The organism is Vibrio sp. 10N.261.45.E2, from assembly GCF_002875705.1.
Taxonomy (GTDB): domain Bacteria; phylum Pseudomonadota; class Gammaproteobacteria; order Enterobacterales; family Vibrionaceae; genus Vibrio.
The window spans coordinates 105,672-122,955 of the sequence record NZ_MCZZ01000121.1; the positions used below are offsets into that span (position 1 = coordinate 105,672).

General features: G+C 45.6%; 14 protein-coding genes. 2 read left to right on the plus strand and 12 right to left on the minus strand.

The features are described from left to right. Positions 1-387: 387 nt before the first annotated feature. Positions 388-1,935, plus strand: a complete 1,548-nt coding sequence (locus BCT34_RS11310; protein ID WP_076654674.1) for an alanine/glycine:cation symporter family protein — start codon at positions 388-390, stop codon at positions 1,933-1,935. A 161-nt stretch (positions 1,936-2,096) separates the two neighbouring features. Here BCT34_RS11310 and BCT34_RS11315 read toward each other — a convergent pair whose 3' ends face one another. From BCT34_RS11315 to guaB, 5 genes are all read right to left on the minus strand, one after another. Continuing rightward, positions 2,097-2,690 (minus strand): GPR1/FUN34/YaaH family transporter, encoded by a 594-nt coding sequence (locus tag BCT34_RS11315; RefSeq protein WP_010440610.1) that lies wholly within the window; start codon positions 2,688-2,690, stop codon positions 2,097-2,099. A 554-nt stretch (positions 2,691-3,244) separates the two neighbouring features. Beyond that, on the minus strand, positions 3,245-4,795 hold the full coding sequence (locus BCT34_RS11320; RefSeq protein WP_076654675.1) for a Na+/H+ antiporter NhaC family protein: 1,551 nt from the start codon (positions 4,793-4,795) through the stop codon (positions 3,245-3,247). Positions 4,796-5,028: 233 nt separating this feature from the next. Beyond that, on the minus strand, positions 5,029-6,741 hold the full coding sequence (locus BCT34_RS11325) for a chitinase (RefSeq protein ID WP_076654676.1): 1,713 nt from the start codon (positions 6,739-6,741) through the stop codon (positions 5,029-5,031). Between the two features lie 310 nt (positions 6,742-7,051). Beyond that, positions 7,052-8,605: a glutamine-hydrolyzing GMP synthase gene (guaA, locus tag BCT34_RS11330; RefSeq protein WP_017059729.1), complete on the minus strand. Its 1,554-nt coding sequence runs from the start codon at positions 8,603-8,605 to the stop codon at positions 7,052-7,054. Positions 8,606-8,982: 377 nt separating this feature from the next. Continuing rightward, positions 8,983-10,446, minus strand: a complete 1,464-nt coding sequence (gene guaB / locus BCT34_RS11335; RefSeq protein WP_017062496.1) for an IMP dehydrogenase — start codon at positions 10,444-10,446, stop codon at positions 8,983-8,985. A gap of 244 nt (positions 10,447-10,690) precedes the next feature. Here guaB and xseA point away from each other — a divergent pair, with 244 nt between their 5' ends. Next, entirely contained in the window at positions 10,691-12,031 is a 1,341-nt protein-coding gene (gene xseA, locus BCT34_RS11340; RefSeq protein ID WP_076654677.1) for an exodeoxyribonuclease VII large subunit, read from the plus strand. An 86-nt stretch (positions 12,032-12,117) separates the two neighbouring features. On the opposite strand, the gene ureG is transcribed toward xseA, so the two are convergent. The 7 genes from ureG to ureA all read right to left on the minus strand — a co-directional run bounded on the left by ureG (position 12,118) and on the right by ureA (position 17,155). Continuing rightward, positions 12,118-12,756 carry an urease accessory protein UreG gene (ureG, locus tag BCT34_RS11345; RefSeq protein ID WP_076654678.1) on the minus strand — a complete coding sequence of 213 codons (639 nt, stop codon included), beginning with the start codon at positions 12,754-12,756 and terminating at the stop codon, positions 12,118-12,120. 48 nt (positions 12,757-12,804) lie between these two features. After that, entirely contained in the window at positions 12,805-13,485 is a 681-nt protein-coding gene (locus BCT34_RS11350; RefSeq protein WP_076654679.1) for an urease accessory UreF family protein, read from the minus strand. 40 nt (positions 13,486-13,525) lie between these two features. Continuing rightward, entirely contained in the window at positions 13,526-14,122 is a 597-nt protein-coding gene (locus tag BCT34_RS11355) for a HupE/UreJ family protein (RefSeq protein ID WP_076654684.1), read from the minus strand. A gap of 73 nt (positions 14,123-14,195) precedes the next feature. Next, complete coding sequence (gene ureE, locus BCT34_RS11360; RefSeq protein ID WP_017629846.1) at positions 14,196-14,648, minus strand: urease accessory protein UreE; 453 nt, start codon at positions 14,646-14,648, stop codon at positions 14,196-14,198. Between the two features lie 115 nt (positions 14,649-14,763). Then, positions 14,764-16,467 carry an urease subunit alpha gene (ureC, locus tag BCT34_RS11365; protein WP_076654680.1) on the minus strand — a complete coding sequence of 568 codons (1,704 nt, stop codon included), beginning with the start codon at positions 16,465-16,467 and terminating at the stop codon, positions 14,764-14,766. A 38-nt stretch (positions 16,468-16,505) separates the two neighbouring features. Next, a complete protein-coding gene (locus BCT34_RS11370) occupies positions 16,506-16,841 on the minus strand; it encodes an urease subunit beta (protein WP_076654681.1) in 336 nt (111 codons plus the stop codon). Positions 16,842-16,852: 11 nt separating this feature from the next. Beyond that, positions 16,853-17,155, minus strand: coding sequence for an urease subunit gamma (ureA, locus tag BCT34_RS11375; protein WP_004735119.1), 303 nt, complete (start codon positions 17,153-17,155; stop codon positions 16,853-16,855). Positions 17,156-17,284: the final 129 nt, after the last annotated feature.

The following is a 17,284-nucleotide window of genomic DNA, read 5'->3' on the forward strand; positions in this document are numbered from 1 at the left end:
CACAGTTTCTTAGACCTACTAGCTCACACGATGCAGGTGATATATTCCAACCTACTTATCCCTGCACTCCCATATCAGCCGTTCATGCTAAGCGGCTTTAACCGCTGTTTTGCGCGATTTCGCTTCTTATGCGCACCTCAAATTCCTCTTTCTGTATTAATCATTATTTATTCACTTTGCAAAACACCACAAATTACAACCAGTTGCATATTGAGTTAAATGGAACGATTATCGAATTAGCACTAAGAGTTAACAAACACCCTCTACAACATGCTTTATGTCACAGTAATCCTAATGCGTAGTTAAATAATTTAACACTTGGGTTACAAGTGAAGTATTGTGTTGTTCGAAAAACAATCATAAGCAAAACTAACAGGGAAAATACTCATGCAGTCATTCGTTGATTTTTTGAATGGAATAATCTGGAGTCCAGTACTTATCTACCTATGTTTAGGTGCCGGTTTGTTCTACTCCATCATGACTCGATTTGTTCAAATCCGTCACTTCTTTGAAATGTGGCGCTTGCTACTATCGGGAAAAAGCTCAACAAAAGGCATCTCGTCTTTCCAAGCTCTAGCCGTTTCGCTATCTGGCCGTGTAGGTACAGGTAACATTGCTGGTGTTGCTGCTGCTATCGGTTTCGGTGGCCCAGGTGCAGTATTCTGGATGTGGGTTGTAGCCTTCTTTGGCGCTGCGACTGCTTACGCAGAATCGACGCTAGCGCAAATCTACAAAGAAGAAGACGAAGGCCAGTTCCGTGGTGGTCCGGCTTACTACATTGAAAAAGCAATGGGTCAGAAGTGGTACGCATGGATCTTCGCTATCGCGACTATTTTTGCATGTGGTATTTTGCTTCCTGGTGTTCAGTCAAACAGTATTGGTAATGCTGTAGAAGCTGCATTTGGCTCAGGTGACATGATTGAAACAGCTGTCGGTACATTCAGTTTCGCTAAAATTTTCACCGGTACTGTTGTTGCTATCATCCTTGCTTTCATCATCTTTGGTGGTGTTAAACGTATTGCGAACTTCACACAAATCGTTGTTCCTTTCATGGCATTGGCTTACATCATCATCGCGTTCGTTATCATTCTGCTAAACATCAGCCAAGTGCCAACTGTTTTCGCAATGATCATCGGCGATGCATTCACACCTATGGCAGGCTTCGGCGCTGCAATTGGTTGGGGTGTTAAGCGTGGTGTTTACTCAAACGAAGCGGGTCAAGGTACTGGTCCTCACGCGGCAGCTGCTGCAAGTGTTGATCACCCTGCTCAACAAGGTTTGGTACAAGCGTTCTCTATCTACATCGATACACTTCTAGTATGTTCTGCTACAGCGTTCATGATCATCATCACTGGTGCTTACAACGTTCACGGCGGCGCTGAAGGCGTGTTCCTTGTTCAGAACCTAGCAGCAAACATCGGTGCGAATGGTCCTGTATTTACACAGCTTGCTATTGAAAGTGCACTACCAGGCATTGGTAAGCCATTCATCGCATTTGCTCTGTTCTTTTTCGCATTTACAACGATTCTTGCTTACTACTACATCGCAGAAACGAATATTGCTTACCTACGTCGTACCATCAAGATCCCTGGCATGATGTTCGTACTTAAGCTTGTTCTTATCACTGCAGTTTTCTATGGCACAGTTAAAACAGCTAACCTTGCATGGGCAATGGGTGATGTTGGTGTTGGTTTGATGGCATGGTTAAACATCGTTGGTATTCTGATTATCTTCTTCATGTCTAAGCCTGCGCTTAAAGCTCTAGCTGACTACGAAGAACAGCAGAAACAAGGTGTGACTGAGTACACTTTCAACCCTGTAAAACTAGGCATTAAAGGTGCGACTTACTGGGAAGAGAAGTACAAGCGTAAAACAGGCAAGTCTCCAGAAGCAGAAGCTGCAGACACTAAACCTGTAGAGCAACCTTCAGCTTAAGCTTGTGCCTTAACAAATGGATTGCTTTAACAAATAGCTCGCTTTAACTCGCGCTATTAATAACGCATAAAAAAGGGGTTAGCCATTTCGGCTAACCCCTTTTGTTTTATTCATAACCAATAAACGGCTTATAACAAACTAACTGTTCCCGAGTTAGAGTATTAAGCAGCGATTTCTTGTGTTGCCATTTGAGGTGCTTTCTTCTCACCGATAGGCAGTACTGTGCGGCCGTATTCGTTGTTGATTACTTGTGCCATTGCAAAGTAGATAGCTGAAGCACCACAGAAGATACCTTCAAAACCAGCGATAGTGCCGATTAGTTCGCTGCCAGTGAAATCACGAGCTGCAAGTAGGAAGAACAAGATAGTCAGTGAACCGAATACTACTTGCTTCGCAACTGGGTAGCATAGAGAACCGATGAACATGAAGCCTGTGAAGATGCCCCATAGTAGTAGGTACCAACCCATAAATGCAGCAGGGCTTGCAGGTAGACCCATGTAAGGCATCACGATTAAACCAACCAAAGACAACCAGAATAGGCCGTAAGAAGTAAACGCAGTTGTACCGAACGTGTCACCACGTTTGAAACACATTGTGCCCACGATAACTTGGCTCAAACCACCGTAAAAAATACCCATAGCAAGAATCATTGAATCGATTGGAAAGAAACCTGCGTTGTGGATATTAAGAAGAATAGTGGTCATACCGAAACCCATTAAGCCTAGTGGCGCTGGGTTAGCTAGTTTGGTCGACATTGCGAATTTACCTTATTAAAGTGGTTGATTAAAAAAAATCGATAAAATTTGTAAGAAAATTTTAATCTATAAACCGTTCAACTAGGTAATCCAGTTATCGAAAACTAAGATTGTACAAATGATCTTATGGAAAATAGGTTTCATAACAACACGAATTAATTCACAAAAACTATAAGTGAGTAGACGACCTATCGCGCTATAAAAAAGATGCGAGTAACGGGATGCGGGATGCGAAAAGAGTCTTCAGATTTAAGTAAGCGAGAACCCTTAGCATCAAACTTAGATAATAGAGAGCGAGCTTTTCGTTACTCGATTACTCGCATCCCGTATCTGTTCATTGAATCGTCATTCCAGAATCGAGGGACGAGATATCTGGAATCTCCTTTCGAGATATACATATGAAAAAGATACGAGTAACGAGATGCGGGATGAGAAAAGAGTCTTCAGATTTGAGTAAGCGAGAACCCTTAACATCAAACTTAGACAATAGAGAGCGAGCTTTTCGTTACTCGATTACTCGCATCCCGTATCTGTTCTCCATTCGTAATCTAAAATTACGCTTGTTGAGTTTTAGATTCAGAGACTTGAGATTGAACTTCTGAAGAAGCGTTTTTACTCACGTCACGCTTGGCTAACAGAGTTACAAGAATAAGCTGAGCAACAAGAGCCCCAAGCACAACCAATGCACTTCCCGTAAAACCTGCCACTACAAAACTAATCAGAGCAATAGAGCCGTTCATCAATGCGTAAGGCAGCTGTGTCTTAAAGTGTTCAAACTGATCACACCCTGCCCCTGTAGAAGAGAGAATGGTGGTTTCAGAGATTGGAGAACAATGGTCACCAAACAAACCACCAGACAACACGGCACCAATTGCGACGAGTAAGGGAGCATCAATCGCAATCGCTGTTGGAATAACTAATGGCATCATTATCGCAAAGGTTCCCCACGATGAGCCCGTTGCAAATGAGATAATGGCAGACAACAGGAACGCGACTGCAGGTACTAACCAATATGGGAAACCGCTCTGCGCTTGTTCTGCAATATAAGCCGCTGCTCCTAACTCTTTACCGACAGTACTTAACGCCCAAGCCAGTACCAAGATTATTGCCACTGGCATCATGTTTCCCATGCCTTTTAGGTACACAGAAACACCATCCGACAGTTTTCTAACGCCGTAGTAAGCCATCAGCGAGATCAAGGTAATCGCGGCAAAGAAATAAGCCGAAGATAATGCTGCTCTAAATGATGAACCTGCGACCTTTTGGAATGGAAAGCCCTGTGGAACCAACATGGCACATAACACCACAACCATCACCAGAAGCGGTGCCCAGACAAAAGATGCCTTTGCATTTTTATGCGAGAACGCATTAAGTGATTCGCTATTCACACCAGAGTTGATTCCCGCTTGGCAATCACGTTCAGCTTTTGCCATTGGCCCAAAGTCTAAGCCTTTAACTGACACCAAAGGCACAATGAAGATCGCGAGGAATGCGTAGAACTGAAAAGGAATCGCACCGATGAAAGCATCCCAGTCAGACATGTTGACATTCAAGGCTGTAAACTCTTTTTGAATCAGGCTCATAATGTAAACGCCCCATCCAATGAAAGGAATAAGGATCGCAACTGGCGATGAGGTTGAATCGATGATGAATGCTAGCTTCTGTCTTGAAAGTTTCAGTTTATCGAAAAGGGGACGAAAAACAGGGCCAACAATTAACGGAGTGCCTAAGTCTGAGAAAAATATAACGATTCCACCAAGCCATGCTGAAATTTGAGCTTGGCATTTATTGCTTACCCACTGAGTCACTCGCTTGGCAAACGCGACGCCACCGCCCGACTTCTCCATCAAGGCGACAAAGCCTCCGATGAACACCAGCAGCATAATCACGCCAGCGTTGTAGCTGTCAGTCAATTGAGGGACTAGGTAACCTTTAACCATGGTACCAAACGTATCAAGAGGGTTCAGTTCGCTAAACATTCCAGTGAGCATGGCTACACCACTGAGTACACCAACAAAAAGGCCAATCACTACATTCCTTGTCGCCAACGACAACACCAAAGTAATAACAATGGGGATGAGTGACGTGATATCTGTCTGTTCCATAGGTAAACCTTAACCCTAAAATAAAGAATAAGTATAATTTAAAAGTGAATATAAATTCACAATGACCATTTGTACAGGACTTTATTCTCTAAATGGAGAATTGGCATTCAGATAGGGGGTGATAGCGTTAAATTACTCGAGGAGAGCTGAGCAGAAACGCAAAAGCCGAAAGCAATCACTTTCGGCTTTGATTAACCAGTTAAGTAACCTAAGGTACCTAATAGATTGAGCGGTTAATTACAGCTAATTTCATCCCAGAACCAGTTCGATTGAACCGGGCTTTCCCAGACGCCCGGACCGTTTTTAGCCACGAAGCACTTGCCGTTATGTGTCACTTTATCGCCATTACTCACTTGGCTAACACCCGCTTGCCACGTAATAAATTCAGATGGATCGACAACCACTGGTGGCTGAGTTACTGGCGGCTCTGTCACAGGTGGTTCAACGGGTGTAGGGTCTACTGGCGCAGGATCGACAGGAGCAGGGTCAGTCACTACAGGTGGTGTTGGCTCACCTGCCACTAGTTTCCAAGGGCCGCCATTGGCAGGGTCATCCCCTTGAGTCCACCATTTCGCTTCGTAAGTCGCACCATTGTGAGTCACTTGATCGCCAGCGTTGTAAACCTTAGTCGCGCTCCAACCGTTACCACCGGGATCGGTTCCTGGGTCTACCGGATCAAGCTTGTCGACTACTTTTACTTCCGGCCAACTCGCATGAGAGCCATAAAAATTGGTCACACACTTCTCGTAATCTCCAGCAACTAGCGCTGAATAAGCCGTTTGGAAACCAACAAGCTCACATTCAAATGAATAGCCTTCTGGGCGGTCTGCGTAGTATTTCCAGTTACCATCCCAGTTTGTGTACAACACATCAGTTGCACCGTTGAGGTTCAAGCTTCCGTAAGGTGTTTGCTGCCAGCAGGTATTCGCTTCATCTGCCTCTACAGGAATTTCATAGTGCGCCGCTAGCCCTTCCCAATAACGAATACGGTTAACTGGCTGGCCTTTGTCTTTATTCTGTTCACCACACTCAATACCACCGTTGATCACATTGATGGTGGTACCAAAGCCATAACCAATCCCCGCATCCAGTTCACGTTGAGAAGGCGTCCATGTACGGTCGATCACATGTAGCATGGCTGGTTTTGGCGCTTGTGGTGTTAAGAAGAACCAAATAGCTGAAGCTAAGTTCAACCATGAATCAGCAACCAAACCTGGATTATTGAGAAGCACCGTCGCATCACCATCAAACATCACTTCAGAGAAGGCACCATAGTTAAAGTGGTAAGAAAGCTGCTTAGCACCACGTCCGAAGTAACCCTGCCCCGCAGCACATGGCCAACGCGCATTCTGCCAATCGTTCTGGCCACACCCCGTGGTGTAACCTTCTTGACCTTCAGACCACCCCATTTCACGAACATGCACCAGTGCTTGCTGCCACTCTTCGAGAGCTAATGGGTTATCAGAGGTGTTATCTATTGCAATGTGACCGCCCGTCTCTTGAGAGAAGTGAGCAAAAGCGGTGATGATGGATTTCTTACAGATGGCATCAGAATCGCGGCCATCAGTGTACTCTCCACAGAAGGCTGGGAATTTACCAATCGCACGTAAGAAACGAGTGTAGGTGTATTCTGGCGCCGCCATCTGAGTTAGGAAATCCCATTCAGATTGAGGGAATACACGCTCAACCCGTTTTACGTTTTCAGGGTTGGAAGGTGAACCGGGTTCAATCGCTTCAACGATGGTGTTCGAACGAGTTTGTAAAGCTTGTGACCAGATCGCATACATAGGATCCGAGGTTTTCGCTTGTTCAGCGGCTTGTAATGCCGACTTTTCAACGAGGTAACCATTCGGGTTTTGCGGATCAGGTTGAATGTTCAAAGACGCATGACTTTGTGCTGCCAAAGTGCAGCCCAGTACTGTCGCCAAATATTTGATTTTTAACATGGTGGATTCTCTTATCTGTCCTTAATAAGTCCATCAAAGAGTATGCGGCACGTGACAAATGGCCTAGCTGTTGCGGTGTGATTTTATAAAAAGTGCGAGTGATAGTTTTATGTATAGTTAAACGTAACAACACGTCTCATACTTTCTTGAGCTGATATCTAGTTTCCAACCGATTTAGTTTCTCGTTGTTGTTCACTTGCTTTCTAGGTGTTGATCATATGCCTTTAATGTAATGAATCGAAAAGAAAAAAGCCCCGAACTGAGTTCGAGGCTTAAGATCTTATTCAAAGCTGGCTAAATCTCTAAGAGATTATTCCCACTCGATAGTTGCTGGTGGCTTACCAGAAATATCGTAAACTACACGTGAAATACCGTTAACTTCGTTGATAATACGGTTAGATACCTTACCTAGGAAGTCGTATGGTAGGTGTGCCCAGTGAGCAGTCATGAAGTCGATAGTTTCTACAGCACGTAGAGATACAACCCAATCGTACTTACGGCCATCGCCCATTACGCCAACTGAACGTACTGGTAGGAATACCGTGAATGCTTGAGATACTTTGTGGTAAAGGTCAGCAGCGTGAAGCTCTTCAATGAAGATAGCATCTGCGCGACGCAGTAGATCACAGTACTCTTTCTTGATTTCGCCAAGAACACGAACACCTAGACCAGGACCCGGGAATGGGTGGCGGTAAAGCATGTTGTATGGAAGACCAAGCTCTAGACCGATCTTACGTACTTCATCTTTAAACAGCTCACGTAGAGGCTCAACAAGACCCATTTCCATATCATCAGGAAGACCACCAACGTTGTGGTGAGATTTGATTACGTGTGCTTTACCTGTTTTAGATGCTGCAGACTCGATTACGTCTGGGTAGATAGTCCCCTGAGCAAGCCATTTAGCATTAGACAGTTTCTTAGACTCTTCATCGAAGATATCTACGAATACGTGACCGATGATCTTACGCTTAGCTTCTGGTTCAGCTTCGCCTTCCAGAGCTTTAAGGAAACGATCTTCTGCATCTACTTTGATGATGTTTAGGCCGAATTGATCGCCAAACATATCCATAACTTGCTCAGCTTCGTTTAGACGAAGAAGGCCATTATCAACAAACACACATGTTAGTTTGTCACCGATAGCGCGGTGAGCAAGCATCGCAACTACAGATGAATCAACACCACCAGAAAGACCAAGGATAACTTCGTCGTCACCGACTTGTTCTTTAATACGTGCAACTGCATCTTCAATGATTGAAGCTGAAGTCCACAGACCTTCACAACCACATACGTTAAGAACGAAGTTCTCAAGCATTTTCAGGCCGTTTTTAGTGTGCGTTACTTCTGGGTGGAATTGAACACCGAAGTACTTCTTCTCTTCATTTGCCATCGCAGCGTATGGGCAAGTGTCTGTTTCAGCGATCTTTGTGAAATCAGCTGGAATCTCAACTACTTTGTCGCCGTGGCTCATCCAAACATCTTGAGTAGACTCAAGGTCAGCGAAAAGTGCAGACTCACCAGTAACTTGTACAGCAGCGTAGCCGAACTCACGCTCAGTAGACGTTGCTACTTTACCGCCAAGTTGTTCAGCCATAGTTTGCATGCCGTAGCAGATACCGAATACAGGAACACCTGAATCAAATACGTACTGAGGTGCACGTGGAGAGTTCTCTTCCGTTACACTTTCAGGGCCACCAGATAGGATGATACCGTCTGGATTGAATTCACGAATATCCGCTTCTTCTACGTCCCAGCTCCAAAGTTCACAGTAAACACCGATCTCACGAATACGACGAGCTACTAGCTGTGTGTATTGAGAACCGAAGTCCAGAATTAGAATACGTTGGTCATGAATATTTTTAGTCATTGTAAGCAGTCTTATTGGCTATGTGATAAAACGGAGGCGAGTTTACTCACCTCTGATTAACTCTTCAAGAAATAAAGCAAACGTTTTCGTTAGATATCTTTAACCCCGTGTTTTGAGAAAATCGGACTTTTAACAAAACAGACGGTAGATATAATACCAATCACAATAAGTAAGTGTTCAGGAATAGCGCAGGAAAAAGCTTGAGAACAAGGCTGCTCTATTCGACAAAGAGTTCTGATAAGTAGTTACTCTACAATCAAAAATTCTAACCAAGTTATCGAGTTTTTTAACAAACTAGGATGACCCGTTATTTACTACGATTGGTATAACAATGTGCCGATTAAATCAGCACATTATTCAAACGTTTGGACGTATTATTAACCTAAACGGTAGTTAGGTGCTTCTTTCGTGATTTGAACATCGTGTACGTGAGATTCTTTCATGCCCGCACCAGAGATACGAACAAACTCAGCTTTAGTACGCATGTCTTCAACAGTTGCAGAACCCGTTAGGCCCATGCTTGAGCGTAGACCGCCCATCTGTTGGTGAACGATCTCTTTTAGACGACCTTTATATGCGATACGACCTTCAATACCTTCTGGAACAAGCTTGTCTGCAGCGTTGTCAGATTGGAAGTAACGGTCAGAAGAACCTTGAGACATAGCGCCAAGAGAACCCATACCACGGTAAGACTTGTAAGAACGACCGTTGTAAAGAATAACTTCACCCGGTGCTTCTTCAGTACCAGCGAACATTGAACCAACCATCACACAAGATGCGCCAGCAACGATAGCTTTACAGATATCGCCAGAGAAACGGATGCCGCCATCTGCGATTACTGGAATACCGTATTCGTTTGCAACTTCAGCAGCGTCTGCGATTGCTGTTACTTGAGGAACACCAACGCCAGTAACGATACGAGTCGTACAGATTGAACCAGGGCCGATACCCACTTTAACTGCACTAACACCTGCTTCGATAAGAGCACGAGCGCCAGCGCCAGTTGCTACGTTACCACCGATGATTTGTAGATCAGGGTATGCAGCGCGAGTTTCGCGGATACGGTTAAGTACGCCTTCAGAGTGACCGTGTGAAGAGTCGATTAGTAGAACATCTACGCCAGCCTCAACTAGAGCAGCAACGCGCTCTTCGTTACCAGCACCAGCACCAACAGCTGCGCCTACACGTAGGCTGCCGCGCTCATCTTTACAAGCGTTTGGTTTACGTTCTGCTTTGTGGAAGTCTTTTGCAGTGATCATTCCAGTCAGTTGGAAGTCATCATTTACAACAAGAACTTTTTCAACACGCGCTTCGTGCATTTTCTCTTGAACTTCTTCACGAGTTGCACCTTCTTTAACAGAAGCAAGGCGAGCTTTAGGCGTCATTACTACATCAACTTTCTTAGAAAGGTCAGTAACAAAGCGAACATCACGGCCAGTAATGATACCAACCAATTCGTTTGTTTCAGTAACAACAGGGAAACCGGCGAAGCCGTGTTTTTGAGTAAGGGCTACAACATCAGCGATTGTCGCGTCAGGGCTTACAGTTACTGGGTGAGAAACCACACCAGCTTCGTAAATTTTAACCTGGCGAACCATTTCAGCTTGCTGCTCGATTGACATATTCTTGTGAATAAAGCCAATACCACCTTCTTGCGCAAGGGCAATTGCTAGGCGTGCTTCCGTAACAGTATCCATCGATGCAGAGATCATTGGGATGTTTAAAGAAATGTTTTTCGTTAACTGAGTGCGAAGATCAGCTGTGTTCGGAAGAACGGTTGAGTGTGCTGGGACGAGTAAAACGTCATCAAAAGTTAAAGCTTCTTTTGCGATTCGTAGCATTTGCAATATCTCACAACAAAGGTGTTAAAAGGAGTAAACCCAACTTTATCGTTTCGCATAATAAAGTGATTTGGATTTGATATTGCAGACGGATTATACGCACGGCGAAATCGCTTGGCTACACATTTTTGTATTTTTAATTTGCATTTACCTCCTTGATATGTATTATATTGCCGCTATCTTCCATACTCACGCCCTGTGAGATTCCAAGAAAGACCTTCCTTCAAGGAAAGATAGTGCTTCTATGACCAATCCAAACATCTTTACTGTTTCTCGCCTCAACTCAGAGGTTCGTCTCCTATTAGAAAACGAAATGGGAATAGTCTGGCTCGTTGGTGAAATCTCGAACTTCTCTGCACCTGTCTCTGGTCACTGGTACCTCACGCTTAAAGACTCTCGCGCTCAAGTTAAGTGCGCCATGTTTCGTGGCAATAACCGACGAGTCACCTTTAAGCCTCAGAACGGCAATCAAGTTTTAGTCAAAGCTCGCCTGTCGCTTTATGAGCCACGCGGTGACTATCAACTGATCATCGAAAGCATGCAGCCAGAAGGTGACGGTAAACTTCAGCAAGAGTTTGAAAAGCTGAAGATGAACCTCGCCGCAGAAGGGCTATTTGCTCAATCGAGTAAGCAACCGCTTCCTGAGCACCCAAAACGCGTTGGCGTTATCACCTCTAAAACCGGTGCAGCACTGTTTGATATTCTTGATGTCCTGAAAAGACGCGATCCTTCACTGCCTGTTGTGGTTTACCCAACCATGGTGCAAGGCGAAGAAGCAGCAATTCAGATTGCTCAAGCGATTGGGCGTGCTAACGAACGCAATGAGTGTGATGTGTTGATCGTGGGTCGTGGCGGCGGTTCGTTAGAAGACCTATGGTGCTTCAATAACGAGATCGTAGCTCGCACAATCGCTGCAAGCCAAATCCCGATTATCAGTGCAGTTGGCCACGAGGTTGACGTCACTATCGCCGATTTCGTCGCAGATATGCGCGCTCCAACACCATCAGCAGCAGCTGAATTGGTTAGCCGCGACAACAGTCATAAAGAACAAGCTTTCGCGTCTAAACGTGCTCGTTTAGTCAGTGCGATTCGTCATGTGTTAATCAAACAAGCGCAATCAACTCAAACATTGAAATACCGCTTAGAGAAGCAACACCCTAGCTACCAACTGCAAAAGCAGAGCCAACAGCTTGATGACCTAGATATGCGTTTGCGTCGTGGTATGACTCAATACCTAAAGCAGCATGCCCAACGTGTTGAGCGCAAACAGCACCAGCTTCAGCTGAACTCGCCAGTGAAATGCCTTGGTGAACAAAAACTGCATTTGCAACGCTCTGAGCAGAAGCTATTGGATGCGATGGATAAGACCTTACTGACCACTCGCCACCAGCTAGCAATGGCTGCAGAGAAGTTAGAGACCGTTAGCCCACTAGCAACCCTCAAGCGTGGTTACAGCATTACTCATTCAGCATCGAGCAAAACTGTATCATCAATTAACGATGTCGAAGTAGGCGAAGTAATCACCACTCAAGTTGAAGATGGTGTTATTGAGTCGCAAGTGACCCAGAAAACGGCAAAAGCGTAAGCAGCTAAGTTACATTATATTAGAAAGCCCTATCAGATTTGATAGGGCTTTTGCTTATGGAGGAGTTAATCAGGGGCTGCGAATGACTAACTGGTTTTCTCTGGTTCTTTGAGCGTAAGCATACCTTCAGTCACGATAAAATCGATGATGACGTCTAGGCCTTTACTCTCTTTAAGGTTGGTAAACACAAACGGCTTGGTTGGACGCATACGTTGCGTATCTTGCTCCATCACCTCAAGTGACGCGCCAACATATGGCGCCAAATCGATTTTATTGATAACCAACAGATCAGAACGCGTAATACCCGGGCCACCTTTACGTGGGATCTTCTCCCCTTCCGCTACATCAATCACATAGATAGTCAGGTCGGCTAATTCAGGACTGAACGTCGCGCTGAGGTTGTCGCCACCACTCTCTACAAATACAACATCAAGGTTCTTATGTAGCTTAGCCAGCTCTTCTACAGCAGCTAAGTTCATCGACGCATCTTCACGGATCGCAGTGTGCGGACAACCACCTGTTTCTACACCGATAATGCGGTCAGGTTCCAGAGCTTCAGCTCGCGTGAGTATCTTGGCGTCTTCTTGTGTGTAGATGTCGTTGGTTACCACCGCAATGTTTAGTTTGTCGCGAATCGCCTTACACAGCACCTCAAGCAGTGCGGTTTTACCTGACCCAACTGGGCCGCCAATACCAATTCGAAGGGGTTGCTTATAACTTTTCATTGTCTACTTCCTTATATTCTTTTCTTGCTACCTCGTTCGCGCTGACCGCTACGAACGAAATAGTCTCGTGTATTGTGTTTCGTGCAGTGAACTCGCTAGTGCCAACGAAGGCGAAAAGCTACCTATCATCCAATCTTCAATCATGCGTGCTTTCTCAATCACCTCAGGAAAGGTGTTAGTGATATTAATCAGAGCCAACTGCCCATCGGTTTGGCCTAAAGGCACCAGCTTTACACCTGCAGTAACGATATTTTCAAGCCAGCTCCATAAGTAACCTTGTTTGAGGCTTTCTAAATCAATGCCCCAATGTTGAGCTGCGATACACATGCCTAACAATTGGTTTGGGTGACTATCAACAGAATCCACCAGCGAAATATCGATATCTAAGCGCTTCAACAAAGTATTCAATGCATGCCCGCGTTGCTTCTCTTCTGCTCGTAATTCACTGGTTTCACGGCTCGAGTACAAGTAATTACACCAATGCTCAATCTCATCGAGTTCACCTTTTTCTAGAGCATGATAAAGGCGCTCTAAGATAGGTAATTCCAAGGTCGCGACACTGGAACTAACAATGGTATTGAGCCACTGCTCCATGCTATCGCGATTGGTCACCCACCCAGCCTCAACCGCCAACTCTAGCCCTTGCGAATAAGTGAAACCACCAATCGGCAACGACGGGCTGATCAATTGAAACAGACGATAAATCGCGACATTTTCTGTTGTGCTCATACTCTTGCTCTCTGTCTTCTAGAATCGAAAGTTCGAGAGCTTACGCGCCTAACAGTAATAATGCGCTTACTGAAGCCACGCCGACTGACAACCATTTAGAGTAAACTGCGCGCCCAACAAACGTACCGATAACCATTAATGCCACAGCAGTGATGCTCATGCCTGTTGCAAATTGCGTTAGGTTACTCGCAGCTTCAACGCCGTGTGCATAACCATGGAAAAACAACATCGCAATAGAAGCGACTAGAACGCCATTTACACGCTTAGTTGAAGGTGAGAATACGTGCCATAGACATAGGCTGACGACGAACAGAGAAGCGATGATTGCTGGTTCAACAATCACAGAGAAACCCAAGGCTTGGCCTGCGATAAGCCCAACGACCAATGAAGCCAATCCACCGCCAATCAAAGAGGCTTTTATCTTGGTTGAAAACGACAGTGCGCCAATTAACAATCCGAAAGCGATCAACATGATCAGATGATCCATGCCTGTCACTGGGTGAGTTAAGCCAGACATAAATGAGTGAGACTCATGAACCGAATGCGAACCGTGTCCCCGGTGAGCTAAAGCCAATGTAGATGTTGTTAGAGAAGCCAGTGTGAAAGTGCATAAGCCTGCAGCTGTTTTAAAGTTCATCGCGAGTTCCTTGCGTTTATAGCTATTAATATCGTTGTTATATAAATCGTTTAGTGAGTCATCAATGACTCGATTAATGATGGTGATGATGACCGCCCGAGCGACCGCCATAAGCGCCACCTTCAGGTTCAAAAGGTTGCTTTTCGGTCGTCACTGTCGCGCCCAAACCTTCAACCATTTCATCCAAAACATGGTCGTGTTGATAGCGCACCCAGCCAGCTTCGACTTGCAGCGGAACATGTCGATTACCAAGGTGGTAAGCAACACGAGTTAACAGATGCGAGTCATCACAGTAAACAGTCGACACGGTTTCCGGTGCTGCTTTCACTTCAACAGTTAAGCCACACTCACTAGTTAATTGTTCTCCGCCACGCAAGATATGACCTCGTGGTAGAAACAGCCCTGCATCTCGACCATCATCCAATGTCACTTTAAGACGGCTTTTGATGCGGCTATCGATCGGTAGGCTTAGGAAGCCATCTGGAGCCGTGTTCAATTCGGCTTGAATTTGAGTAAGTTCAATCATGCTATTACCTCAATCTCCTTGTGAGATTTATAACGTTCAAAATAAGAGCCTTCAGCCAAGATCTAAAATTCGAGCTTCAGCTAAAGGACTAAAATAAGAGTCTTCAGCCGAGCTATTAAAATAGAAAATATCTTTGAGCCATTGGCAGTTCTTCAGCAGGCTCACACGTCAGCAGTTCACCATCGGCACGCACTTGATAAGTCTGAGAGTCGACCTCAATCTTTGGCATCCAGTCGTTAAGCTTCATGTCGGCTTTACTGATGTTTCGGCAGTTGCTGACTACGCCAATCAAACTCTGTAAGCCCAATTGTTTATCGATGTTCTGTGCTTTGGCTTCCTTGGAAACAAACAACATCGATATGTTTTGGCACGCCTTGCCATAGCTACCAAACATAGAACGATAGTGAACGGGCTGAGGTGTTGGGATTGAAGCGTTTGGATCGCCCATAGGTGCCATAGCGATCATACCGCCTTTTAAAATCACACTTGGTTTCACACCAAAGAAGGCTGGTTTCCACAGCACTAGGTCTGCAAGCTTTCCAGCTTCGATAGATCCAATTTCATGTGCCATACCGTGCGTAATCGCAGGATTGATGGTGTACTTAGCGACATAACGTCTTAGGCGGAAGTTATCGCTATAGTCGGAATCTTCTTTTAGGCAGCCACGCTGCACTTTCATCTTGTGTGCGGTTTGCCAAGTGCGTGTTACCACCTCCCCTACGCGCCCCATTGCTTGAGAATCCGAAGCGATCATCGAGAACGCACCTAAATCATGAAGAATGTCTTCTGCGGCAATGGTCTCACGGCGAATACGTGATTCAGCGAATGCGACATCTTCAGCGATCGACGGTGAAAGGTGATGACATACCATCAACATGTCTAAGTGTTCATCGACCGTATTAACGGTGTAAGGTCGTGTCGGGTTAGTTGAAGAAGGCAGAACGTTCGGCTCACCTGCAGCACGAATAATATCGGGCGCATGACCACCACCCGCACCTTCAGTGTGATAGGTATGAATCACGCGATCACCAATGGCGCCAAGTGTTGATTCCACAAAGCCCGACTCATTTAGCGTATCGGTATGAATCGCGACTTGTACGTCCATCTCATCAGCAACGCTCAAGCAGGTATCGATTGAAGCGGGAGTAGTTCCCCAGTCTTCGTGTAACTTCAACCCCACTGCGCCTGCCGCTACTTGTTCACGTAGAGCTTCTGGTTGGCTGGCGTTACCCTTACCGAGCAAACCAAAGTTCATTGGGAATTGATCGAGTGATTCCAACATACGATGGATATTCCAAGGCCCTGGCGTACATGTGGTTGCGTTAGTCCCGGTGTTTGGCCCCGTACCACCACCTATCATGGTCGTCACCCCCGACGCCAACGCTTCTTCAATCTGTTGCGGGCAGATAAAGTGAATGTGTGAATCGATGCCACCTGCCGTAAGGATTGAACCTTCGCCAGCTAAAATTTCCGTACCTGGGCCAATCACAATATCGACGCCCGGTTGAACGTCTGGGTTACCCGCTTTACCCAACGCTTGAACTCGGCCGTCTTTGATCGCGACATCGGCTTTTACAATTCCCCAGTAGTCCAACACAATCGCGTTGGTGATCACCAAATCTGGAGTTTCGGCACTTGGGCGTTGGCTTTGCCCTTGCCCATCACGAATCACTTTACCGCCGCCGAATTTCACTTCGTCGCCGTATACGGTGTAGTCCTTTTCCACTTCTAGCCATAAATCAGTGTCAGCAAGACGCACTCGGTCACCGACTGTTGGCCCAAACATTTCGGCATAAGCCTGTCTGGATATCGTCGCCATGTTCAATCCTTTGTTATTTTATTATTCCGTGAGAGCGCTTAGAGCTTTCCCATCACCTTTCCTTGGAAGCCATAGATCTCTAATTTACCGGCGTAACGCACTAACTCAACGCTACGCGACTGACCCGGCTCAAAGCGGGTTGCAGTACCCGCTGGAATATTGAGTCGAAAACCTTTAGTGGCTTCTCGGTCAAAGATCAGCGAAGGGTTTGCTTCATAGAAGTGGTAATGAGAGCCAATTTGAACAGGACGATCGCCAATGTTTTGAACCTTAACGGGCGTTGTGTCGCGGCCTTCATTGAGAGTAATGTCACCGGGAGCGGTTTCTACTTTTCCGGGAACGAAGCCTGAATATTGTTTGGTGGAGCCAGCCATATTTCCTCTCCCTACACGATAGGTTCATGAACGGTCACCAACTTGGTGCCATCAGGAAAAGTAGCTTCGACTTGTACATCTGGGATCATGGAAGGGATCCCCTCCATTACGTCATCAACGGTAAGCAGTGTGCGTCCAAAGTCCATCAATTCCGAAACGGTTTTACCCTCACGGGCACCTTCAAGAATGGCACTGCTGATCAGCGCAATAGATTCTGGATAGTTGAGTTTTAAGCCTTTTTGTTTGCGCTGCTGTGCCAGCATTCCTGCGCAGAAGATAAGTAGCTTATCTTTTTCTCTTGGTGTTAATTCCATTTAGCCGCCCGCTGTTAGTGTTGTTTTCTTATTGCTCAGAAACGCATGAGCAGTAAGTGGGATTCAATCACAGCAAGCTTGAAAAAATGTACCGAGGGCCGGAAGTCGCCCTTGTAGTGGTCAAGTAAA

Coding starts and splice junctions, on each gene's coding strand:
- xseA (WP_076654677.1), top strand. CDS start 10,691: ATGACCAATCCAAACATCTTTACTGTTTCTCGCCTCAACTCAGAGGTT.
- guaB (WP_017062496.1), bottom strand. CDS start 10,446: ATGCTACGAATCGCAAAAGAAGCTTTAACTTTTGATGACGTTTTACTC.
- ureE (WP_017629846.1), bottom strand. CDS start 14,648: ATGATTGAACTTACTCAAATTCAAGCCGAATTGAACACGGCTCCAGAT.
- BCT34_RS11350 (WP_076654679.1), bottom strand. CDS start 13,485: ATGAGCACAACAGAAAATGTCGCGATTTATCGTCTGTTTCAATTGATC.
- BCT34_RS11315 (WP_010440610.1), bottom strand. CDS start 2,690: ATGTCGACCAAACTAGCTAACCCAGCGCCACTAGGCTTAATGGGTTTC.
- ureC (WP_076654680.1), bottom strand. CDS start 16,467: ATGGCGACGATATCCAGACAGGCTTATGCCGAAATGTTTGGGCCAACA.
- ureG (WP_076654678.1), bottom strand. CDS start 12,756: ATGAAAAGTTATAAGCAACCCCTTCGAATTGGTATTGGCGGCCCAGTT.
- guaA (WP_017059729.1), bottom strand. CDS start 8,605: ATGACTAAAAATATTCATGACCAACGTATTCTAATTCTGGACTTCGGT.
- BCT34_RS11370 (WP_076654681.1), bottom strand. CDS start 16,841: ATGGCTGGCTCCACCAAACAATATTCAGGCTTCGTTCCCGGAAAAGTA.
- BCT34_RS11325 (WP_076654676.1), bottom strand. CDS start 6,741: ATGTTAAAAATCAAATATTTGGCGACAGTACTGGGCTGCACTTTGGCA.
- ureA (WP_004735119.1), bottom strand. CDS start 17,155: ATGGAATTAACACCAAGAGAAAAAGATAAGCTACTTATCTTCTGCGCA.
- BCT34_RS11310 (WP_076654674.1), top strand. CDS start 388: ATGCAGTCATTCGTTGATTTTTTGAATGGAATAATCTGGAGTCCAGTA.
- BCT34_RS11320 (WP_076654675.1), bottom strand. CDS start 4,795: ATGGAACAGACAGATATCACGTCACTCATCCCCATTGTTATTACTTTG.
- BCT34_RS11355 (WP_076654684.1), bottom strand. CDS start 14,122: ATGAACTTTAAAACAGCTGCAGGCTTATGCACTTTCACACTGGCTTCT.